This window comes from Bradyrhizobium ottawaense (assembly GCF_900099825.1).
Lineage (GTDB): Bacteria > Pseudomonadota > Alphaproteobacteria > Rhizobiales > Xanthobacteraceae > Bradyrhizobium > Bradyrhizobium ottawaense_A.
The window spans coordinates 1,338,654-1,360,138 of record NZ_LT629693.1 but is presented as its reverse complement, the minus strand read 5'-3'; the positions used below and the strand labels follow the sequence as shown (position 1 = coordinate 1,360,138).

General features: G+C 63.2%; 19 protein-coding genes. 16 read left to right on the top strand and 3 right to left on the bottom strand.

Going from position 1 to position 21,485, the window contains the following annotated elements; translation table 11 throughout:
- Positions 1-5: 5 nt before the first annotated feature.
- The 6 genes from BLR13_RS06460 to BLR13_RS06435 all read left to right on the top strand — a co-directional run bounded on the left by BLR13_RS06460 (position 6) and on the right by BLR13_RS06435 (position 5,775).
- Entirely contained in the window at positions 6-1,409 is a 1,404-nt protein-coding gene (locus tag BLR13_RS06460; RefSeq protein WP_074826322.1) for a mandelate racemase/muconate lactonizing enzyme family protein, read from the top strand.
- Complete coding sequence (locus tag BLR13_RS06455) at positions 1,406-2,557, top strand: Gfo/Idh/MocA family protein (protein ID WP_074826325.1); 1,152 nt, start codon at positions 1,406-1,408, stop codon at positions 2,555-2,557. The genes BLR13_RS06460 and BLR13_RS06455 overlap by 4 nt, the downstream gene beginning before the upstream one ends.
- 10 nt (positions 2,558-2,567) lie before the next feature.
- Complete coding sequence (locus tag BLR13_RS06450; protein ID WP_074826327.1) at positions 2,568-3,761, top strand: dihydrodipicolinate synthase family protein; 1,194 nt, start codon at positions 2,568-2,570, stop codon at positions 3,759-3,761.
- Complete coding sequence (locus BLR13_RS06445; protein WP_074826330.1) at positions 3,761-4,624, top strand: sugar phosphate isomerase/epimerase family protein; 864 nt, start codon at positions 3,761-3,763, stop codon at positions 4,622-4,624. Before BLR13_RS06450 ends, BLR13_RS06445 begins: the two co-directional genes overlap by 1 nt.
- 260 nt (positions 4,625-4,884) lie before the next feature.
- Complete coding sequence (locus BLR13_RS06440) at positions 4,885-5,181, top strand: hypothetical protein (RefSeq protein WP_074826333.1); 297 nt, start codon at positions 4,885-4,887, stop codon at positions 5,179-5,181.
- Positions 5,182-5,394: 213 nt separating this feature from the next.
- Positions 5,395-5,775 (top strand): hypothetical protein, encoded by a 381-nt coding sequence (locus BLR13_RS06435; RefSeq protein WP_074826335.1) that lies wholly within the window; start codon positions 5,395-5,397, stop codon positions 5,773-5,775.
- A 79-nt stretch (positions 5,776-5,854) separates the two neighbouring features.
- Here the strand turns inward: BLR13_RS06435 and BLR13_RS42200 are convergent, their stop codons facing one another.
- Entirely contained in the window at positions 5,855-5,986 is a 132-nt protein-coding gene (locus tag BLR13_RS42200) for a hypothetical protein (protein ID WP_283806850.1), read from the bottom strand.
- A gap of 252 nt (positions 5,987-6,238) precedes the next feature.
- Between BLR13_RS42200 and BLR13_RS06430 the strand changes: the two genes are divergently transcribed.
- Positions 6,239-6,427 carry a hypothetical protein gene (locus BLR13_RS06430; protein ID WP_074826338.1) on the top strand — a complete coding sequence of 63 codons (189 nt, stop codon included), beginning with the start codon at positions 6,239-6,241 and terminating at the stop codon, positions 6,425-6,427.
- Between the two features lie 307 nt (positions 6,428-6,734).
- Positions 6,735-7,784 carry an HD-GYP domain-containing protein gene (locus BLR13_RS06425; RefSeq protein WP_074826342.1) on the top strand — a complete coding sequence of 350 codons (1,050 nt, stop codon included), beginning with the start codon at positions 6,735-6,737 and terminating at the stop codon, positions 7,782-7,784.
- 15 nt (positions 7,785-7,799) lie between these two features.
- On the opposite strand, the gene BLR13_RS06420 is transcribed toward BLR13_RS06425, so the two are convergent.
- On the bottom strand, positions 7,800-9,020 hold the full coding sequence (locus BLR13_RS06420; protein WP_074826345.1) for a cytochrome P450: 1,221 nt from the start codon (positions 9,018-9,020) through the stop codon (positions 7,800-7,802).
- Between the two features lie 213 nt (positions 9,021-9,233).
- Between BLR13_RS06420 and BLR13_RS06415 the strand changes: the two genes are divergently transcribed.
- The 8 genes from BLR13_RS06415 to cnbZ all read left to right on the top strand — a co-directional run bounded on the left by BLR13_RS06415 (position 9,234) and on the right by cnbZ (position 20,468).
- On the top strand, positions 9,234-9,935 hold the full coding sequence (locus tag BLR13_RS06415; RefSeq protein ID WP_074826349.1) for a TetR/AcrR family transcriptional regulator: 702 nt from the start codon (positions 9,234-9,236) through the stop codon (positions 9,933-9,935).
- 1 nt (position 9,936) lies between these two features.
- Positions 9,937-11,130 carry an efflux RND transporter periplasmic adaptor subunit gene (locus BLR13_RS06410; RefSeq protein ID WP_074826353.1) on the top strand — a complete coding sequence of 398 codons (1,194 nt, stop codon included), beginning with the start codon at positions 9,937-9,939 and terminating at the stop codon, positions 11,128-11,130.
- A gap of 97 nt (positions 11,131-11,227) precedes the next feature.
- Positions 11,228-14,323, top strand: coding sequence for a MexW/MexI family multidrug efflux RND transporter permease subunit (locus tag BLR13_RS06405; RefSeq protein WP_074826355.1), 3,096 nt, complete (start codon positions 11,228-11,230; stop codon positions 14,321-14,323).
- Positions 14,324-14,453: 130 nt separating this feature from the next.
- On the top strand, positions 14,454-15,434 hold the full coding sequence (locus BLR13_RS06400) for an ABC transporter substrate-binding protein (protein WP_074826358.1): 981 nt from the start codon (positions 14,454-14,456) through the stop codon (positions 15,432-15,434).
- A 54-nt stretch (positions 15,435-15,488) separates the two neighbouring features.
- Complete coding sequence (locus BLR13_RS06395) at positions 15,489-18,074, top strand: ATP-binding protein (protein WP_074826361.1); 2,586 nt, start codon at positions 15,489-15,491, stop codon at positions 18,072-18,074.
- Positions 18,071-18,460, top strand: a complete 390-nt coding sequence (locus BLR13_RS06390) for a response regulator (RefSeq protein WP_074826364.1) — start codon at positions 18,071-18,073, stop codon at positions 18,458-18,460. The genes BLR13_RS06395 and BLR13_RS06390 overlap by 4 nt, the downstream gene beginning before the upstream one ends.
- Complete coding sequence (locus BLR13_RS06385) at positions 18,457-19,707, top strand: adenylate/guanylate cyclase domain-containing protein (RefSeq protein WP_074826367.1); 1,251 nt, start codon at positions 18,457-18,459, stop codon at positions 19,705-19,707. Before BLR13_RS06390 ends, BLR13_RS06385 begins: the two co-directional genes overlap by 4 nt.
- 17 nt (positions 19,708-19,724) lie before the next feature.
- Positions 19,725-20,468, top strand: a complete 744-nt coding sequence (cnbZ, locus tag BLR13_RS06380; protein ID WP_074826368.1) for a 2-amino-5-chloromuconate deaminase CnbZ — start codon at positions 19,725-19,727, stop codon at positions 20,466-20,468.
- Between the two features lie 129 nt (positions 20,469-20,597).
- Here cnbZ and BLR13_RS06375 read toward each other — a convergent pair whose 3' ends face one another.
- Positions 20,598-21,485: an ABC transporter permease gene (locus tag BLR13_RS06375; RefSeq protein ID WP_074826371.1), complete on the bottom strand. Its 888-nt coding sequence runs from the start codon at positions 21,483-21,485 to the stop codon at positions 20,598-20,600.

Sequence of the window (21,485 nt, the reverse complement as noted above, 5' to 3'; positions counted from 1 at the left end):
GCCCGATGCCGTATCGCCTGGCCGTACGAGATATCGCGTTCTTTGAACGCCCGGTCACCTTTGCGCGGCCGTTCCGGTTCGGCGCCGTTGTCGTCAACGCGACGCCGCAGATGTTCGTGCGTGTCGAGATCGAGGTGGAAGGCAAAGGCAAGACCACCGGCGCCAGCGCCGAATTTCTGGTGCCGAAATGGTTCGACAAGCGGCCGCATCTTTCGCCGGAACAGACGGTTTCGGAACTGCGACGCTCGCTGCTGATCGCGCGGGAAATTTATCTGGCGCATTCCGGCTATGAGACCGCCTTCGCCCTGCACGCGGCCTGCATCGGAGCACAGGTCGAGGCGTGCGCCAGGGAAGACATTCCGCCGCTGGCGGCGGCCTATGGCCCGGCCGAGATCGACAAGGCGATCCTCGACGCGCTGCTGCGCGCTGCCGGCACCAATTTCTTCGACGGCATGGCGGCCAATATCGGTGGCGTCGACGCGCGGCTGTCGCGCGATCTCGGCAACGACGACATCGCGCAATTCCTGGCGGGACGAAGGCGGCTGGAGCGGGTCGCGATCCGGCACACCGTCGGCATGGACGACGCGATCGAGGGCGCGGGCGGTGTCGCCGACGCAAACGAAAACGCCGGTGCTCGCTATTTCAAGCTCAAGCTCAATGGCGATCCCGCGCATGATGCCGACCGACTGACCCGTATCGGCAGCGAACTGGCGACGCTGCCGCATGACTATCGGGTGACCTTGGACGCCAATGAGCAATATGCCGACCTCGGCGCTCTCGGAGGGTTGATCGACCGGCTCGACCGCGACGCCGCGCTGCGGCCGATCGCGGCCAAGCTGCTCTATATCGAACAGCCGATGCCGCGCGACATCACGCGTCAATCGCCGCTCGGCGCGCTGGCCCGCCGCGATTTCATCGTCGACGAGGCCGACGATTCCTATGACGCTTTCCCGGTGGCTCGCGCGCTCGGCTATCGCGGTATCTCGTCGAAATCCTGCAAGGGCATCTACAAATCGGTGATCAATGCCACGCGTGCGGCCAAGTGGAGCGCGGCCGGCACCAAATGCTTTATCGCCGGCGAAGACCTGACCTGCCAGGCGGGTCTCGCCGTGCAGCAGGATCTCGCGCTTGGCGCGCTGATCGGTGTCACCCATGCCGAGCGCAACGGTCACCATTATGTCGACGGTTTTGGCGATACGCCGGCCGTGGAGGCCGAGGCGTTTCTCACGGCGCATCCGGACCTCTATGCCAAAGACGGCCACAAGGTCCGTCTCGCCATCCACAACGGCGATCTCCTGACGGGATCGCTGACGACACCAGGCTTTGCCACCTCGGTGCATCCGGACTGGTCCGCGATGTCGCCGCTGGCGCAGCCAACAGCCGGAATATCCCTGGAGAACGCAGTATGACGACCAAACGCCTCGGCCTGATCATGAACGGTGTGACCGGCCGCATGGGGCTCAACCAGCATCTGATCCGCTCCATCATCGCGATCCGCGATTCCGGCGGCGTGCTGCTCGCGAACGGCGACCGCATGCTGCCCGATCCGATCCTGATCGGCCGCGATGCCGACAAGGTCGAGCGTCTGGCCAAGCGCTTCAACGTGACGCGCTGGTCGACCGATCTCGACAAGGCCTTGGCGGACAAAAATGACACCATCTTCTTCGACGCCGCCACCACCCAGGCGCGCCCGACGCTGCTGACGAAAGCGATCGAGGCCGGCAAGCACGTCTATTGCGAGAAGCCGATCGCAACCAACCTGGACGAGGCCGTCGCGGTGCTGCGACTCGCCAACGCCAAAGGCGTCAAGCACGGCACGGTGCAGGACAAGCTGTTCCTGCCCGGCCTGAAGAAGCTCGCGTTCCTGCGCGACTCCGGCTTCTTCGGCCGCATGCTCTCGGTGCGTGGCGAGTTCGGCTATTGGGTGTTCGAGGGCGGCTGGCAGGAAGCGCAGCGGCCGTCATGGAATTACCGCAGCGAGGACGGCGGCGGCATCATTCTGGATATGGTCTGCCACTGGCGCTACGTGCTCGACAACCTCTTCGGCGAAGTCGAGAGCGTGAGCTGCACCGGCACCACGGATATCCCGGAACGTTTCGACGAGAAAGACAAGAAGTACACCGCGACCGCCGATGACTCCGCCTACGCCACCTTCCGTCTCAAGGGTGGCGTGATCGCCCATATCAACATGAGCTGGGTGACGCGGGTCTATCGCGACGATCTCGTCACCTTCCAGGTCGACGGTACCCACGGCTCGGCGGTGGCGGGTCTCACTGAGTGCATGATCCAGGCGCGGCAGGCCACGCCGCGACCGGTGTGGAACCCGGACGAGAAGCGCACCCACGATTTCTACGCCGACTGGCAGAAGCTGCCGGAGAACGTCACCTACGACAACGGTTTCAAGGAGCAGTGGGAGATGTTCATCCGCCACGTCTGCGAGGACGCGCCGTATAAGTATACGCTGCTCGAAGGCGCCAAGGGCGTGCAACTCGCCGAATGCGCGCTGCAGAGCTGGCGCGAGCGGCGCTGGATCGATGTCGCCCCGATCAAGGTGTGAGGACAGGACCATGAACAAGCCAGTGATGCCGCAATCGTCGTTGTCCCTGAAGCTGCCGACCGGCGAAGGCTTGATCGAGACCTACCGCCTGGCGGCGTCGCGGACGTTTCCGGCGAAGCTCGAGGGCACGCTGAACCGGGTGGCGTTTTCCGCCGCCCATGTGGTGGCCGATCCGCTTGCCGACGGCGATCCGTGGCTGACGTCGGCGATCGACTGGGACCGGACGATTGCGTTTCGCGAGCATGTCTGGGATCTCGGCCTCGGCGTGGCCGAGGCGATGGACACGGCGCAGCGCGGCATGGGACTGGACTGGCCGACCTCGCTGGAGCTGATCCAGCGTTCGGTGCGGGCCGCGAAGGCGAGGGGCGGCGCGCTGGTGTTTTCCGGCGCCGGCACCGATCATCTCGCGGTGGAAGATGCGAAATCCATCGACGATGTGATCCGCGCCTATGAGGAGCAGATCGCGGCCGTTGAAAAGGCCGGCGGCCGCATCATCCTGATGGCCTCGCGCGCACTGGCAAAACTCGGCCGCAGCGCCGACGATTACGCCAAGGTCTATAACCGCGTGCTGGGCCAGGTTCGCGAACCCGTGATCATCCACTGGCTTGGCGACATGTTCGATCCCGCGCTGGCCAATTACTGGGGCACGGCGAGCCTCGATACCGCGATGGATATCGCGGTCGGCATCATCAACGCCAACGCCGCCAAGGTCGATGGCGTCAAGGTGTCGCTGCTCGACAAGCAGCGCGAGATCGACATGCGTCGCCGGCTCGACAAGAATGTCAAGATGTATACCGGCGACGACTTCAACTATGCCGAACTGATCGCCGGCGACGACAAGGGATTTTCGCACGCGTTGCTCGGCATCTTCGACGCCATCGCGCCGGCGGCCTCCTATGCGCTGTCGCGGCTCGCCGCTGGCGACGAGGCCGGCTTCCACGACGTGCTCGGGCCGACGGTGCCGCTGTCGCGCCATATCTTCAAGGCGCCGACGCGGTTCTACAAGACGGGCATCGTGTTCATGGCCTATCTCAACGGCCACCAGGACCATTTCACCATGGTCGGTGGGCAGGAGAGCACGCGCTCGACGCTGCATCTGGCCGAACTGTTTCGCCTCGCCGACAAGGCCGGGCTGCTGTCCAATCCCGAACTGGCGACGCGGCGTATGAAGACCGTGCTGGCAACGCGCGGCGTCGAGCCGTGATGCGTGATTTTTCGAATGATCATCGCTGGCTGTCGCTGAACACGGCGACCGTCCGCAAACAGGGCGATCTCGTTGCCATTATCGAAGCCTGCGCGCGGCACGGCATCCGCGCCATCGATCCCTGGCGCGACCAGGTCGCGGCCACGGGCCTCGATCGTGCGGTAAAGGCCGTGCGCGATGCCGGGCTCGAATTATCTGGCTATTGCCGCGGTGGCATGTTTGTGGCCGATGCGGCGCACCGGATCGAGGCGCGGGACGACAACCGCCGCGCGATCGACGAGGCCCGCGCGCTGGGCGCGCCCTGCGTCGTGCTGGTGGTCGGCGGCCTGCCGCAATATTCGCGTCCGGGCAGCGTGGCCTCCAGGGACATCGCGGGCGCGCGGACGCAGGTCCATGACGCCATCGCCGAGATGCTCGACTACGCGAAGGCCGCCAAGATGCCGCTCGCGATCGAGCCGTTGCATCCGGCCTATGCCGCCGACCGTGCCTGCGTCAACACGACCAAACAGGCGCTGGATATTTGCGACGCGCTGGACCCCACGCGCAGCGGCGCGCTCGGCGTCGCGCTCGACGTCTATCACATCTGGTGGGATCCGGATCTGCTGCCGCAGATCGCGCGGGCCGGCAAGCAGCGCCTGATGGCGTTTCACGTCTGCGACTGGCTGGTGCCGACAAAGGATATCCTCAACGACCGCGGCATGATGGGCGACGGCGTCATCGACATCCCCTCGGTGCGTGCTGCGGTCGAGGCGCAGGGCTTTTCCGGCTATTCCGAGATCGAGATTTTCTCTGATGATTGGTGGAGCAAGCCGATGGACGAGGTTTTGAAAACCTGCATCGCGCGGCACCGGACAGCGGTTTAGCGGACACACCATCGAGGCGGTGTCTCAAGTTCGTTCAATGCGGCGCATTCGCTGTGCCAATGATGGGCGATGTTGTCTCGCAATCGAACTGCGCGCCTGGTCGATCGCGAGCGGCGGTGAGTGCGCGCCTTCGAATTTCCGGTTCCAGATTTAACCTTTTTCGGTGCTATTCAGCTTAACAAAGGGTTATCATTGTGCCCGCGCCCGCTCCGGCGTTAGCTGTTTCGTAAGGATGTTTATCCGCAGCGACGAGCGACACCATGAAAACCTTCTACGCGATTGCAACTCTCGCCCTTCTGTCCACATCGGCCTCGGCCGAGGGATGGGACGTCGTTGAGCGATGCACCTACAGCAAGTTCTTCGGCAGAATGTGCACGACGTCCTATCGTGATGCGCCGGCGCGCGACCTCGCCCAGGAACAGGAAGACGAAAAAGCAAGACGCGCCTTGATCGAGAAATGGGAAGCGTTTTGCAAGCCGGTACGCACCTACGACAATGAAGGCGTCGGCCGCCTGGCCTATGCCAAGAAGGGCTGCGAGTTCGGCCGCAGCGAGTAGTCGATGCCTGTCGCGCCCGCGCCGTGTCGTGCGGCGCGCGCGAATGAATTCCGGCATTCGCCGTGTGATCTCGCGGCCCGCATTTTTGGTGCCGGCGAGACGGTTAAATCTTTAACGAAAAAATTGCGAAGCGGTTAGTTACGCTGCTTTACCGCGCCTCAATGCCTGTCCGTCATTGCTGACAGGCAGTGCTCATCTCATGAGGCAACCAATATGCGTATCGTCTTCGCCGTCTCGATTGTCATCGCCTCGATCTCGTCGGCGTCAGCCCAGTTTGCGCTGGATCACGGGCACGCGGCAGATGCCGTCCAGGCCATCTATGAGAGGCAAGCCGCGGCCAATGCCAAGGCTTCGGCCATTCTGAACGGTACTCCGCTTCTCCCCAGCCAAAAGACCGACTTCGCCGTCGGCGGCCGCACAACCATCCAGGTCGTGCCGCGAACGGAGGAAGAGCTCAAGGCCGACAGGTTGGCGGAAGAGGCCTGGAGCGCGCGTTGCAAGCCGACCGTTGAGGAAGATAGCGACGGCATCCGCCGGACCAGATATGCGGCGAAGGATTGCGACCTCGACCGCTTCAACACCGCCGGAAACTGATAGCGATCCAACCCGTTCAGGCGCGCGTCAACGCGCCGGCGGCGGCGGCGCCGATCCGCCGGCTTCCCGGAGCATGACGCTATTTCTTGTTACCGAAGCCTGACTGCAGACTTCCGACGCCCTTTTGGCTCGGTGCTGCAGCGATCGACTTGATCTTTTCCTTCTTCGGCTTCTTCTTTTCCCGATTACCCTTTTGCTCGCCCTTGGGCATACCGATCTCTCCCTGCGGTTGATGTCGTCCGGTGTCTCAAAGGGGCATCGAACTATGCAAAGGTAGCAACCTGGCGCGCAATAGATAGGGCCGGTTGAGCAAAAGCGGATTTAAATTCAATCGACCGGGCTTGCCATGTCGTAAGGTCGCGCGGCGATTCTCCGCGTTGCCAGGCTGACAAAGACCGCCGAACCATGATGGCGGCGCGTTCGCGCGGTTCGGCGGACATGGAACAGACAAAGCGAGCATCCTATGGGCGAACGGCTGGACACGCTGAAAAAGGCAAGAGACCGCATGGTCGAGGAGCGCGATGCGCATGCGAAGGTTCTCGCGGCCCCGTTCGATCGCGACAAGGCGGAACGGGCGCGCGCCAAGTTCGTGGAGACGCAGGGAGTGGACGCGATCGACCGCGCCATCGCCGGAGACCAGCCTGGCACCTAGTGCGGCTGGACGGCGGGTGGACGCGGCGAAGGCTCGCCACTTTCGCGCGGGCGGCAACGGTCTGGCGGCCGCGTCGGCGAGATCGACGGCAACGGGAACCTGCTTGTCCGATCCGGCCGCGGCAGCGGAACCCGTTGAGTTGCCGCAAAAGCGGGCAGTCCGCTTGCCGAGTTTCGATATCGTTCTGCAACGAACGTTAACCTGCAAATAACGGGTGTTCCGCAAACTGCGGTGGCAGCATTTCTCCGGACAATTTTAGCGGGGATACGCCGCGCCTGACATTTTATGATCTAGAGGGACTTTTCAGGTGTCCGTCGAAGTCATTACAGACAATCCCTGTAAATCCGCGGACCTGCGTTCGATGCTGGTGCCGGAGTTCGTGGTCAGTTGTGCGCCGCTCACGGGCAAAGCAGGCGTGCACCAGGGATGCGATGCGGCCATCGTCGCCGCTGATCTTCGGAGCGTCGAAAACATTGCCGCGATAAAGGAACTGCTTTCCCGGCTGAAGCACGTTCGAAAGCGGGTTTTTATTATCGACCACCAGGAGCGGCTGTTCGCCGCGCAGGCCTACGCGCTCGGTGCGACGCACGTGCTCGTCAATCCGGTCGGCAAGAAATCTCTGATCGCGACACTGGCCGACCGCGGCGCGCCGCTTGCTCCCACCCGACAAGCGACGGGCGACGCACGCGATGTCGCGTCAGGCGGCGCAGCCGCCATCGCATCGATGTTCTCCTCGGCGCTGACGGGTGGTGCAATCGACGTGGCCGCCGCCAAGGGCGCGGCGAGACGTATTGCCGACAACATCGCCGAGGACGGCCTGTCCAATTGGCTGGATACCGTGCGCCGTCATCATGAGGGCACGTATCAGCACTGCCTTCTCGTGACGGGCGTGGCGGTCGATTTCGGTTTGAGCCTGGGATTGGCGAAGGCCGATATCGAACGCCTGCATACGGCGGCGATGTTTCATGACATCGGCAAAGCCAGAATCCCGCTTGCCGTTCTCGACAAGCCGGGGCGCCTGGATCCGCAGGAGCGGGCGCTGATCGAAACCCATCCGGCAGCCGGATACGAAGTGCTGAAGGGAACGTCGGGCATTTCTCCGGAAGTTCTCGATGCCGTCCGTCACCACCATGAATATCTCGACGGCAGCGGCTATCCCGACGCGCTCTGTGCGGCAAGCATTTCCGACATTGTACGCATGCTGACCATTTCAGATATTTTCGCAGCCCTCATCGAGGCGCGGTCGTACAAGCCGGGGATGCCGCGCGAGCAGGCCTATGAGATCATGCGCGGCATGCATGGGAAGCTGGAAATTCCGCTTTTGTCTGCGTTCAAGGAAGCCGCGCTAAGCCGCTGATTTACTTCCGCTGCCTTAGCCGACTTGACACGGCGCGCTCAGGAATCCGCGAAACCGTACCCGGCCGCCGCGCACTGGTTTGCCGCTGAGCGCGTAGTTTGGAAATCGCGCCAGGAAGCGCGAGATCGCGATCGCGCCCTCCAGCCGCGCCAGCGCCATTCCGGCGCATTGATGCGCGCCGGTGCCGAAGGCGAGATGCCGGTTCGGCGTGCGGCCGATGTCGAGACGTTCGGGATCGGCGAACTGGGCGGGATCGCGATTGGCGGCGCCGATGCACAGCGTGACCGGCGTGCCCGCCGGCAGCGCGATGCCGCCGAGTTCGACCGGCTCGACCGTCATGCGGTTGCCGAGCTGGTTGGAGCTCTCGAACCGCAGCATTTCCTCGACGGCGGTCTTGATCAGCGCGGGGTTGTCGATCAGCCGCTGCTTTTCGGCCGGATGACCCAGCAGCGCCACCAGCCCGTTGCCGATCAGATTGGTGGTGGTTTCATGGCCGGCGTTGAGCAGGAAGATGCAATTGTGCAGCAGTTCCTTTTCCGTCAGCCGCTCGCCATTGTCCTCGCCTTGGATCAACCGCGTCAACACGTCGCGCTCGGGATTGCCGGGCTTGGCGCGGCGGCGCGCCACCAGACCTTCGAGATAGACGAGGAAATCCTTCACCGCCTGGTTGCCGCGCGCAAATACGTCCGGCGCGACGACCGGCTCCAGCGCACCGAGGATCGCCAGCGACCAGTCGCGCAGCGGCTCGCGTTCGTCCTGGGGCACGTCGAGCAGATTGCCGATCACCTCGATCGGGATCGCGGACGCAAAGTGGTCGATCAGGTCGACCTTGCCCTTGGCGGCGATGGCATCGAGCAGCCGGTCCACCAGGGCAATCAGGTCAGGCTCCATGCCCGAAATCGCACGCGGCGACAGCGCGCCCATGATCAGCCGCCGCACCCTTGTGTGGGCGGGGGGATCGTTGAAAACGAGGCTCGTGGTGTGGTGCTCGTAGAGCAGGGAGGCGCCATATTTGGGCGCAAACTCCTTCTTCTTGTCCGAAGAGAACACCTTGGTGTTCTTGTAGGCCGCGACCAGATCGTCATAGCGGGTCAGGAACCAGGAACCGTTCGGCAGCCGCTTGACCGGTTCGTGCTCCCGCAACGCGCGATAGGTCGGGTAGGGGTCGGCATAGAAGTCCGGTGTCAGTTTCTCGAGGTCGAACGTGTCAGCCAGTTCGCGTGCATCCTGATTCATGGCGCGTTATGCTCATCGTGGAAACAGAATGGTTGCGCGACGGTCTCGAATTAGTCGCATCTGCAACTATCTTAAATCTCGTGCCGGCGCCGGGGTCAAGGCATCTGCGGGCGGTGGGATTGCTGAGATTCTTGGCGATTTTGACCGAAATGGCCGTTTCGCACTGCAATAAAACCTTGACATCTGACGTGGTGAGTGATTACTCACACGCCCATGTCCACCCTGCGCATGACAAGTGATTTACGGCGTCAATTGATACTGAGCGCCGCCAAGCGATGCTTTGCCCGGAACGGCTTTGCCGGCACCACCACCAAGAGCGTGGCGGCGGCGGCGGCCATCTCGGAAGGCTTGCTGTTCAAGCACTTTCCCTCCAAGGCCGCGCTCTATGCGGAGATCCTGGCGGAAGAATGCGAAGCCGACCCGGATCTGGCGCATCTGCTCGGCCAGGAGCCGTCGACCGGCACCCTGGTCGAACTGGTCAAAGGCATGGTCGGCCACTTCATGCACGTCTCGGACGGCCCGGACGAGCAGGAGGCTCAACGCATCAGGTTGATGGCGACGAGCCATCTCGATGACGGCGAGTTCGCGCGGCTGCTGTACGACAAGGTCGGCGCCTTGATTGGGCCGGTATTCGCCGCGTCGATCGAACGCGCGGTTGCGGCCGGCGACGCAGCGCGGATCGGCAGCGAACCGCTCAACCTGTTCTGGTTCGCCCACCACACCGTGTTGATGGCCGCGCTGACGCGGCTTCCGGCCATACCCTGTCTTTCCTATGGCAACGCCGCCGACGTCGAGCGGCAGCTTTGCCAGTTTATCCTGCGCGGCATCGGACTTAACGAGGCTGCAATTGCTTCCCATCTGGACTGCGAGCTGTCGCCGAATTCGGGACAATCGGTAACTGCAGAAAGTGCATGACATGAATATCGTGACTGAACCGAAACTGTCGGGCAAGCCGATCGGCGAGGCCCAGCGCAAGCGTCCGATCCGGATGGTGCGCTGGTTCATCATCGTCGGGTTGGTGCTGGCGCTGCTGGTCGGCGGCCTCGTCTGGTTCAACTATTTCCGCGGCAAGATGATCGCGCAGTTCTTCGCCAACAACAAGCCGCCGCCAACCAGCGTGAGCATCGCCACGGCAGCGTCCGAAGTGATTCCGAATCTTTTGACCGCCGTCGGCGATCTCGCCGCCGTGCATCAGGTCAACGTCACCTCCGACGTCAACGGACGCATCACCGACATCATGTTCACCGCGGGCGCCAGCGTGAAATCCGGCACGCCGCTGGTGCAGTTGTTCGATGCCCCCGACCAGGGCGATCTCGCCAACTTCAAGGCACAGGCGACGGTGGCGCAGCTCTCGCTCGATCGCGCCAAGCAACTGGCCTCGCGCCAGTTCGGGCCGCAGGCGACCGTCGATACGGCGCAGGCAGCGTTCGACCAGGCCAATGCCGGCATCGCCAAGACCGAAGCGATCATTTCGCAGAAGCTGGTGCGGGCGCCGTTCGACGGCGAACTCGGCGTGCGCAAGGTCGAGGTCGGACAATATCTGACCGCGGGTACGCAGATCGTGTCGTTGACCGATCTGTCCGAGCTCTATGCCAACTTCACCGTGACCGAAAAGGACTCCGCCCAGCTCAAGGTCGGGCAGACCGTTCGCATCGCGGTCGATGCCTATCCGGGGCGCAGCTTCGAAGGCAAGATCACGACCATCGAGCCGCAGATCGCGACCGATACCCGCAACATCCGCGTGCAGGCGACGATCGCCAATCCCGATCGCATCCTCAAGCCCGGCATGTTCGCGACCACCACCGTGGTGCTGCCGGAGAAGCCGGCGGTCGTCACCGTGCCCGAAACGTCGGTCGACTACACGCTCTATGGTGACTCGGTCTACCTGCTCACCGAGAAGAAGGCCGAGGATGGCAAGACCAGCCTGACGGTGGTGCGCACCTTCGTGAAGGCCGGCAACCGTATCAACGGGCGGGCTGAAATCCTCACCGGGTTGAAGCCGGGCGATCGCGTCGTCGCCGTCGGACAGCTCAAGCTGCAATCGGGCTCGGCCGTTGCGATTTCGACCGATCCGGTGCCGCCGATTCCGGCAACACCGCCGCGTTACTAGGATTTACGGCCCGACGGGCCGCATGCAGATGAAAAGCGGGCCGCGGTTTCCTTCGGGAGACCGCGCCCAATTGCCGAACTTAGCGGGATAAATCGCGATGGCCTTAACCGATATCTTCATCAAGCGCCCGGTTCTTTCGGTCGTGATCAGCCTCCTGATCCTCCTGATCGGCCTGCGGGCGGCGACCGTGCTGCCGATCCGGCAGTATCCGAAACTGTCGAACACGGTCGTCAACGTCACGACCGTCTATCCCGGCGCGTCGGCGGATTTGATCCAGGGCTTCATCACCACGCCGATCGAGCAGGCGGTCGCCTCCGCTGAAGGCGTCGACTACATCACGTCGTCGTCGGTGCTCGGCACCAGCACCATCCAGGTCTACGTCAAGCTGAATTTCGATCCGAACCAGGCGTTGACCGAAGTCCTCGCCAAGGTGAATTCGGTCAAATATCTGATCCCGAAGGAATCCAACGACCCGATCGTGACCAAGACGACGGGCCAGACCACCGCCGTGATGTATCTCGGCTTCTCCAGCGAGCAGCTGTCTGGCTCGGCGATCTCGGATTACCTGACGCGCGTCGTGCAGCCGGTGCTGTCGACCGTGGACGGCGTGGCCTCAGCCGACATTCTCGGCGGGCAAACGTTCGCGATGCGGCTGTGGCTCGATCCGCTCAAGATGGCCGGTCGCGGCGTGTCGCCGACCGACGTCCAGGCCGCCATCGCCGCCAACAACTTCCAGGCCGCCGCCGGACAGGCCAAGGGCTATTTCATCGTCTCCAACGTGTCGACCAATACCGACCTGCGGAACCTCGACCAGTTCAAGAAGATGATCGTCAAGTCCAAGGACGGCGGCTTCGTGCGGATCGAGGACATTGCGCAGGTCGAACTCGCGGCCCAGAGCTCGGACGCCAGCGTCGCCTTCAATGGCGAGCACGCGATCTTCATCGGTGTGCAGGCAACCCCGCAAGGCAACCCGCTGACGCTGGTCAAGGGTGTCCGTGCGCTGTTCCCGGAACTCGAACGCAATCTGCCGCCGTCGATGAAGATGAAGGTGGCCTACGATTCCACCAAGTTCATTCAGTCGTCGATCGACGAGGTCGAGAAGACGCTCGGCGAAGCCGTGCTGATCGTCGTCGTGGTGATCTTCCTGTTTCTCGCCTCGTTCCGCTCGGTCATCATTCCCGTGGTCACGATTCCGTTGTCGCTGGTCGGCGTCTGCAGCCTGATGCTGGTGATGGGCTTCAGCATCAACCTGCTGACGCTGCTGGCGATGGTGCTGGCGATCGGGCTCGTGGTCGACGACGCCATCGTGGTGGTGGAGAACATCCACCGCCATCTGGAAGAGGGTAAATCGCCGGTGCAGGCGTCGCTGCAGGGCGCGCGTGAAATCGTCGGGCCCGTCATCTCGATGACGATTACGCTGGCCGCGGTCTATGCGCCGATCGGTTTCCTCGGCGGCTTGACCGGATCGCTGTTCCGCGAATTCGCCTTTACGCTTGCGGGCTCGGTGATCGTGTCGGGCGTGATCGCGCTGACGCTGTCGCCGATGATGTGCTCGATCTTCCTCAAGAGCGCCGAGGAGGGGCGGTTCGCCAAGGTCGTCAACAGGGTGTTCGGCGCCCTGACGCACTGGTACGGCCGCCAGCTCGATCGTTCGCTCGACTATCGTCCGATCACCGGGCTGTTCGCGCTGACCATCCTCGGTCTGGTCGGCTTCCTCTATATGCACACCTCCAAGGAGCTCGCGCCCGAAGAGGACCAGGGCATCGTGTTCGCGGTGACCAAGGCGCCGAAATACGCCAACATCGACTATGTCGATTTCTACGGCGAGAAGCTCGACGGGATGTTCGCCAAATTCCCCGAGACCGATCTGCGTTTCGTGCTGAACGGCATCAACGGCCCGCAGGGCGGCATTGCCGGCATGCTGCTGAAGTCGTGGGACGAGCGTGAGCGCTCGTCGATCAAGCTGAAGCCGCTGGTGCAGGCCGAACTCTCCAAGATCGAAGGCGTCAACGCGTTCGCGTTCAACCTGCCACCGCTGCCGGGCGGGCCGGGCGGTCTGCCCGTGCAGATGGTGATCAACTCGACCGCCGGCTTCCGGGCCATCTATGAGGAGATGGCGAAATTGAAGGACGCCGCGCGCAAGAGCGGTATGTTCATCGTTTCCGACAGCGACCTCGACTTCAACCAGCCGACGGTGCGGGTCAATATCGACCGCTCGAAGGCCAGCGACCTCGGCATCAACATGCAGCAGGTCGGTAACACGCTGCAGACGCTGCTTGGCGGCAATTACGTCAACCGTTTCAATCTCGAGGGCCGCTCCTATCAGGTGATTCCGCAGGTGCCGCGCGGCATGCGGCTGTCGGCGGAAGCGCTCGGCGGTTATTACGTCCCGACCAACACCGGGCAGCTGGTGCCGCTCTCGACCATCGTCTCGATCGAGACCGTCACCGATCCGAACGCGCTGACGCATTACAATCAGCTCAACTCCGCGACCTTCTCGGCGGTGCCGATGCCTGGCGTGACGGTGGGCGCGGCCGTCGACTTCCTCGAAAGTGCTGCGAAGAATCTGCCGGCCGGGTTCAGCCACGATTATCTGGCCGACTCGCGCCAATACGTGCAGGAAGGCAATCAGCTCGCAGTCACCTTTGGTTTCGCGCTGATCATCATCTTCCTGGTGCTGGCGGCGCAGTTCGAAAGCCTGCGCGACCCGCTGGTGATCATGATCAGCGTTCCCATGGCGATCGTCGGCGCGATGATTCCGCTGTTCTTCGGCCTGGCGACCATGAACATCTATACCCAGGTCGGATTGCTCACCCTGGTCGGCCTGATCAGCAAGCACGGCATCCTGATGGTCGAGTTCGCCAACGAACTGCAGCTCAAGGAAGGGCTCGACCGGCGCTCGGCCATCGAAATGGCGGCTCGCGTCCGGCTCCGTCCGATCCTGATGACGACAGCGGCGATGGTTACCGGCCTGATACCGCTGCTGACTGCATCGGGCGCAGGTGCTGCGAGCCGGTTCTCGATCGGTCTCGTCGTGGTGTCGGGCATGTCGATCGGCACGCTGTTCACGCTGTTCGTGCTGCCCGCGGTCTATGTCGCGATCGCGACCGACCACCGCGCCAATGCGGAATCCGACCGCACCAGGGAGATCGCGGACTTCGATCTTGGCCACGAGGCACTCAAGCCGACTTGAAGTCCTTTTGGTAATGCCGGTAAAGTCAGGCGGCAACGGCAATAGCCGTTGCCGCCTTTTCGTTGTCCCGTGCTAGCCTTTTCGGGGGGGCGCGAGGGGTTTTGCCGGCCCGCAACAACAGGACGTCCGGATGAAGCGACGCGAATTCCTCGGACTCCTCGGCGGGGCTGCGCTGACGACTCCGCGCGCGATGGCCCAGACGCAGGGACGGATCTATCATTTGGGAACGCTGACGCCGGTAGCGCCCATGACGGAAGATAGCCCCTTCGGGAAGATCGTGGTGAAGGCGTTGGCACAACGCGGCTACACCGTCGGCCAAAACCTGACCTGGGACGCCCGTGGCTCGATGGGAGAAATCGCGAAGATCCCTGCGATGCTCGAAGAGCTGAAATCGCGCGGCATCGATGCGATCGTCGTCATCGGCTATCCGACTGCCTTGGCGGCGAAGCCGACCGGCATTCCGACGATAGGCGCCACCGGCTTGGGCGACCCCGTCGAGACCCGGCTGATCGATAGTCTGGCGCATCCGGGCGGCAACATTACCGGCATCTCCGATGTGGCGACGACGCTGACCACCAAGCGTCTTCAGCTTCTCAAGGAAATGTCGCCCAAATTGCAAAAGGTCGCCATGCTCTGGAACAGGGACGACCTTGGCATGACGCTGCGTTACGAGGCATCGGCCAAGGTGGCCGAAGCGCTCGGAATCACGGTGCAGGCCGTGGGTGTTCGCGAACCCGACGATTTCAACGAGGCTTTCACCGCCATGGACGGCGATATGCCGGATGCGATCCTGATGGTGGCGGACTCGCTCACCAATCTCAATCGAAAGCGGGTGTTCGATTTCGCCACGGCCAGGAAGCTGCCGGCGATCTATGAATTTGACTTCCTGGTTCGTGACGGCGGCCTGATGTCCTACGGGCCTGATCTGACGGAGTCGTTCGAACGGACGGCCGCCCTGGTTGACCGTATCTTCAAGGGCGCTAGCCCCGGCGATCTGCCGTTCGAGCAGCCGACCCGTTACCCTTTCGTGCTCAACCTCAAGACAGCCAAAGCCACCGGGCTTGAAATCCCGCCCAGACTGGTGGCACTGGCCGACGAGGTCATCGAGTGAGTTGTTGCGCTGCGGCAAGAGACAAGCCCAAGTCTTCTTGCTAGCTTGGCCGGGATGAGTATTTCCCTGCATCCGGATAGTTCGGAAGGACGAACGCTAGCGGCTTCATCCGCGGCGGCCGCGCCGCCCGTGCAGGGAGCTCAGGGGCCGAAAGTTCGCGCCCGCCTGTTCGCCAAATATGTCGCGCTGTTCGTCGCGGTGGTGGGCGTGGCGCTGCTTTCCAACGGGATTTTCGAGGTTTTCTTCTATTACCGCGAGCACAAGGCGGCCCTGATCCGGATTCAGCACGAACAGGCCGAGGCCGCCGCCGCCAAAATCGGCCAGTTCATCAAGGAAATCGAAAGCCAGCTCGGCTGGACCACGCAACTGCCATGGTCGGCCGGCTCGCTGCAGGACCGCCGCTTCGACGCGCTCCGGCTGCTGCGACAGGTGCCGGCCATCACCGAACTGTCGCAGGTCGATTCGACCGGCAAGGAGCGCTTGCGGGTATCGCGGCTCGCCATGGATGTCGTCGACTCCGGCCTCGACCTCTCCAAAGACCCGAAATTCACCGAGGCGGTCGCCAACAAAGTCTATTACGGGCCGGTCTATTTCCGCCGCGAGTCCGAACCCTACATGACGCTGTCGCTGGCCGGTACCCGCAAGGATGCCGGCGTCAGCATCGCCGAGGTCAATCTGAAGCTGATCTGGGACGTGGTCTCGCAGATCAAGGTAGGCGAGCGCGGTCATGCCTATGTGGTGGGTTCGGGAGGACGGCTGATCGCCCATCCCGACATCAGCCTGGTGCTGCGCAACACCGACATGTCGAAGCTGGTGCAGGTTCAGGCTGCCCGCGACGGAAACGCGAACGACGCCGATGCGCTGCAGGGTTCGCTGAACATCCAGGGCCAGGAGGTGCTGACAGCATCCGCGCCGATCGCGCCGCTGGGCTGGACCATGTTCGTCGAGCTGCCGGTCAAGGAAGCCTATGCGTCGCTGTACCAGGCGTTGCAGCGGCTTGCGATCGTGCTGCTGGGAGCGTCGATCTTCGCCGTGCTCGCCGGAATCTTCCTGGCCCGCCGCATGGTCGGCCCGATCAGGGCACTGAGCGCCGGCGCGGAACGGATCGGCGGCGGCGATTTCGCCCAGCGCATCACGATCAGGACCGGTGACGAGCTCGAAGGTCTTGCCAATCAATTCAACGACATGGGCGCACGGCTTCAGGAATCCTATGCGGACCTTGAGAACAAGGTCGAGCAGCGGACGTCGGAACTGAGTGAATCGCTGCAACAGCAGACCGCAACCGCCGACGTGCTCAAGGTCATCAGCCGCTCGGCGTTCGACCTGAAGTCGGTGCTGACGACGTTGACGGAATCGGCCAAGGCGTTGTGCGGCGCATCGCTCGGCATCATCTGTCTGCGCGACGGCGAGGTGATGCGGCTGCAGGCCGAGTCGGGCTGCACCCAGGCGTTCATCGATTTCATGCATGCCAACCCCATCAAACCCGGCCGCGACACCATCACCGGCCGGGTTTTCATGGATGGCAAGCCTGCCCACGTCCCTGACGTGAAAGGCGATTCCGAATATAATTTCGGCCGTGCGCCGGCGCTTGGCAACTACCGCGCGGTGCTCGCGGTGCCGCTGATGCGTGATGGCGCGGTCGAGGGCGTGCTGTTGCTGGGAAGGCCGGAACCCGGACCTTTCAGCCAGCGTCAGATCGATCTCGTCCAGACCTTTGCCGACCAGGCCGTCATCGCCATCGAGAACGTCCGTTTGTTCGAGCAGGTGCAGGAGCGCACCAAGGAGCTTTCGCTATCGCTCGAAGAGTTGCGCACCGCGCAGGACCGCCTGGTGCAGACCGAGAAACTGGCTTCGCTCGGCCAGCTCACCGCCGGCATCGCCCATGAGATCAAGAACCCGCTCAATTTCGTCAACAATTTCGCGGCGTTGTCGGGGGAACTGATCGACGAGTTGAACGACGTGTTGAAGCCGGCGGCGCTTGACGACAAGACCCGGGAAGAGATCGACGAGCTCACCCATATGTTGAAGGGCAACCTCGAAAAGGTCGTGCAGCACGGCAAGCGGGCGGATTCGATCGTCAAGAACATGCTGCTGCATTCGCGCGAAGGCTCGGGCGAGCACCGGCCCGCCGACATCAACGCGATCGTCGAGGAAAGCCTCAATCTCGCCTATCACGGCGCGCGTGCCGAAAAGTCCGGCTTCAACATCACGCTCAAGCGCGACTTCGATCCCTCCGCGGGCCAGGTCGATCTGTATCCGCAGGAGATTACCCGCGTCTTCCTCAACCTGATCTCGAACGGGTTCTATGCCGCGACCAAGCGCAAGGAGGCCGGCGACGAGGGCTTTGAGCCTGCCTTAAGCGCGGCCACCAAGAGCCTGGGCAACAAGGTGGAAATCCGGATTCGCGACAACGGCACCGGGATTCCGCCAGAGGTGAAGGAGAAGATGTTCAATCCCTTTTTCACCACCAAGCCGGCGGGCGAGGGCACCGGCCTCGGCCTGTCGATGAGCCACGACATTATCGTGAAGCAGCACGGCGGTACCATCGACGTCGCCACCGAGCCCGGCGCATTTACCGAATTCATTATTACGCTGCCCAGAAGCGGGGCGGCACAGCCGATTAATGGAGGCAAGAATTGAGCGTTTACATACTCGTCGTGGATGACGAGCCCGACGTCGAAGCCCTGTTCCGTCAGCAGTTCCGCCGCGATCTGAAATCCGGCCGCTTTACCATGGAGTTCGCGCCGTCGGCGCCCGCGGCGCTGGCGCGTGCCGCCGATATCAAGGATCCGTCGCTGATCCTGATCCTGTCCGACATCAACATGCCCGGCATGAGCGGACTCGAAATGCTGCCGAAAGTGCGCGCCGAGCGTCCCGACGTGCCCGTTATCATGATCACCGCCTATGGCGATGCCGAAACGCGCCGCAAGGCGATAGAGAACGGTGCCATCGGCCTTTTGACCAAGCCGATTGATTTCGCGCTGCTGCGGCACGAGATCGACGCCAGGCTCGGGCAAGCCGCATGACCGCGACCATCCTCGTCGTCGATGACGAGCCCGATCTCGAGGCTCTGGTGCTGCAGAAATTCCGCCGCCAGATCCGCGACGGCGCGGTGGCGTTCGTATTTGCCCATGACGGCATCGAGGCGCTGGCCTCGATCGAGCAGCATCCGCATGTCGACATGGTGGTATCCGACATCAACATGCCCCGGATGGACGGGCTGTCGCTGCTGGCCAAGCTGCAGGAAGCCGAGGACAAGAAGTCGACCATCATCGTTTCGGCTTACGGCGACATGAGCAACATCCGCACCGCGATGAACCGCGGCGCATTCGACTTCCTGACCAAGCCGATCGATTTCGGCGATCTCGAAATGACGATCGACAAGACCATCCGCCACGTCGAGATGATGCGCGAGGCCCGCCGCCGCCAGGCCGAAGCCGAGCGCGCGCACGCCTCGCTGTCGCGGTATTTTTCGCCGCAGATCGCGAGCCGTCTCGCGGCCATCGGCGACAGCGACGGCATGGAAGTGCACTGGCGCGAGATCGCGACCATCTTCACCGACATCACCAGCTTCACCTCGCTGGTGGAGACCGCGGCACCGGAAGTGCTGGGCGCGCTGCTCAACGAATATGTGGGCGGCATGACCGACGTCGTGTTCGCCCATGAGGGGACGGTCGCCAAGATCATCGGCGACGCGATCCAGGTGCTGTTCAATGCGCCCGGCGACCAGCCGGACTATGCCCGGCGTGCCATTGCCTGCGCCCATGACCTCGACATCTGGGCCCAGGCGTTCCGCGAACGGTGGAAAGAGAAGGGCGTCAATTTCGGCGTCACGCGGATCGGCGTCCATGCCGGGTCGGCGCTGGTCGGAAATTTCGGCGGCAGTCGCTTTTTCGACTACACCGCGTATGGCGACACCATCAATACCGCTGCGAGACTCGAGGCCGCCAACAAGCATCTCGGCACCCGCATCTGCGTCAGCGCCGCGGTAGCGGAGGCCGCCGGCGATTTTCAGGGACGGCCGGTCGGCGATATTATGCTGCGCGGCCGCAGCGAGCCGCTTCGCGCCTTCGAACCGCTACAGGACGCGCCGTTCAAGGCACCTGCGACTGCGCAATATGTGGAGGCCTTCGCCAAGCTCGAGGCCGGCGACGCCACGGCAATGCCGGCCTTTGCGGCGCTGGTTGGCCTTCATGCCGACGATGCGCTGGCCGGATTTCACCTGAAACGGCTGCTCAACGGCGCCAAGGGCGTCCGCATGCAACTGGAATAACAAGAAAAGGGAGCGACATGACCAGTGACTTCGCCGCCGGCAATTACCGGTTCATCCCGGCCGTGTTCCAGTATTCGGCTGGTGCGGCAGCCAACCCCGGATATGAAATCGAGCGCGTACGCTTCGACAAATGGGTGCCGCTGGCGGAAGGCTTTGCGCGGATCGCGCAATATATTCAGGCCGCCGGGCGGCCGTTGACTTCGTTCTGCGCCTGTGAGCTGCGCTCGCCCGCGGCGTTCACCGACGAGGGGTTCCGGAATTTCAACCTGCACTACGTCAAGACGCTGGCCGGATGGGGTATCTACGACGGCAAAACCAATCCGGTGGCGCGCAGCAATGTCTGCCCCGAGATCGATCCGCCGGCCGAGCCATCGTTCTACGCTTTCTCGTTCACGCGGCCGAGCCCGGGCGCTACGCCGAGTTTCGTGATCGCGGGCAGCGGCGAGTCGCAGGATGGGGCCGCGAGCTATGCCGAACGCACGGTCCGCTACCGGGATATCAGTCCTGACGGCATCAAGGAGAAAGTCCGCTATGTCGTCGGCGTCATGGAAAAGCGCATGGGCGAGTTCGGGCTCAGCTGGAAGGATGCGACGGCGACGCAGGCCTACACCATCCACGACTTTCATCCCGTCCTTGCCGATGCACTGGTAAGCCGCGGCGCCGCGCGCGCCGGCCTGACCTGGCATTTCGCGCGACCGCCCGTGATCGATCTTGAATATGAGATGGATTGCCGAAGGGTGATGCGGGAAGTGGTGATCTGAAATCTCCGCGGCGAGGGCGGTCAGCCAGCTTCGTAGCCCGGATGAGCGAAGCGATATCCGGGAACACACTCACCCGTCCCGGATGTCGCTTCGCTCATCCGGGCTACTTTGCCACGGTGCTTCCGATGGCTACCGCTCCCTGGGATCGAGCGCGTCGCGCAGGCCGTCGCCGACCAGGTTGAACGACAGCACCACCAGAAAAATCGCCAGTCCCGGCCAGATCGCCATCCAGGGTGCATTGGTCAGGAAGCGCTGGGCGGAATTCAGCATGCTGCCCCAGGACGGCGCCGGCGGCTGCTGGCCGAGGCCGAGGAAGGACAATGCGGCCTCAGCGATGATGGCGGCCGCGATCGACAGCGTCGCCTGCACCAACAGCGCCGGCATGATGTTCGGCAGGATGTGAAACAGTGCAATGCGCCAGGGCGGATTGCCCATGGCGCGCGCAGCCTCGACATAATCCTCGACCTTGACGCTCATCACCTGCCCGCGCGTCAGGCGCACGAATATCGGCGTCGCGGAGATACCGATGGCGATCATGGCATTGCCGAGGCTGGGCCCAAGAAACGCCGCCAGCGCAATGGCGAGGATCAGGAACGGGCAGGCCAGCATCGCATCCGTCATCCGGCTGATCAGGGCGTCGATGAAGCCGCCGCGATAACCCGACAGCAGACCCAGCGGCACACCGATACCGAGCGCGATCCCGACCGAGATCGCACCGGCCATCAATGAGGCCCGCGCCCCATAGACGACACGGCTGAGAATGTCGCGGCCAAGCTCGTCGGTGCCGAACCAGTGCAGCGCGGAGGGCGGCTTGCGGACCAGCGACCAACTGGTCGCGATCGGATCATAGGGCAGGATCAGCGGCGCGAACACAGCGAGCAGCGCGAACGTCGCGATCACGACAAGGCCCGCCACCGCGCCCTTGCGCTGGAACAGCCGGCGCAGCGCGCGGCGCGACGGGCTTTCCAGTTCCTCGGAGACGGCAGGGGGGATGGCGGTGAGCGCTGCGTCGGTCAT

Bases quoted from the DNA above. Each gene is read 5' to 3' on its own strand.
- BLR13_RS06460 (WP_074826322.1), top strand. From the start codon at position 6: ATGCCGTATCGCCTGGCCGTACGAGATATCGCGTTCTTTGAACGCCCG.
- BLR13_RS06455 (WP_074826325.1), top strand. From the start codon at position 1,406: ATGACGACCAAACGCCTCGGCCTGATCATGAACGGTGTGACCGGCCGC.
- BLR13_RS06450 (WP_074826327.1), top strand. From the start codon at position 2,568: ATGAACAAGCCAGTGATGCCGCAATCGTCGTTGTCCCTGAAGCTGCCG.
- BLR13_RS06445 (WP_074826330.1), top strand. From the start codon at position 3,761: ATGCGTGATTTTTCGAATGATCATCGCTGGCTGTCGCTGAACACGGCG.
- BLR13_RS06440 (WP_074826333.1), top strand. From the start codon at position 4,885: ATGAAAACCTTCTACGCGATTGCAACTCTCGCCCTTCTGTCCACATCG.
- BLR13_RS06435 (WP_074826335.1), top strand. From the start codon at position 5,395: ATGCGTATCGTCTTCGCCGTCTCGATTGTCATCGCCTCGATCTCGTCG.
- BLR13_RS42200 (WP_283806850.1), bottom strand. From the start codon at position 5,986: ATGCCCAAGGGCGAGCAAAAGGGTAATCGGGAAAAGAAGAAGCCGAAG.
- BLR13_RS06430 (WP_074826338.1), top strand. From the start codon at position 6,239: ATGGGCGAACGGCTGGACACGCTGAAAAAGGCAAGAGACCGCATGGTC.
- BLR13_RS06420 (WP_074826345.1), bottom strand. From the start codon at position 9,020: ATGAATCAGGATGCACGCGAACTGGCTGACACGTTCGACCTCGAGAAA.
- BLR13_RS06415 (WP_074826349.1), top strand. From the start codon at position 9,234: ATGTCCACCCTGCGCATGACAAGTGATTTACGGCGTCAATTGATACTG.
- BLR13_RS06410 (WP_074826353.1), top strand. From the start codon at position 9,937: ATGAATATCGTGACTGAACCGAAACTGTCGGGCAAGCCGATCGGCGAG.
- BLR13_RS06405 (WP_074826355.1), top strand. From the start codon at position 11,228: ATGGCCTTAACCGATATCTTCATCAAGCGCCCGGTTCTTTCGGTCGTG.
- BLR13_RS06400 (WP_074826358.1), top strand. From the start codon at position 14,454: ATGAAGCGACGCGAATTCCTCGGACTCCTCGGCGGGGCTGCGCTGACG.
- BLR13_RS06395 (WP_074826361.1), top strand. From the start codon at position 15,489: ATGAGTATTTCCCTGCATCCGGATAGTTCGGAAGGACGAACGCTAGCG.
- BLR13_RS06385 (WP_074826367.1), top strand. From the start codon at position 18,457: ATGACCGCGACCATCCTCGTCGTCGATGACGAGCCCGATCTCGAGGCT.
- cnbZ (WP_074826368.1), top strand. From the start codon at position 19,725: ATGACCAGTGACTTCGCCGCCGGCAATTACCGGTTCATCCCGGCCGTG.
- BLR13_RS06375 (WP_074826371.1), bottom strand. From the start codon at position 21,485: ATGACCGACGCAGCGCTCACCGCCATCCCCCCTGCCGTCTCCGAGGAA.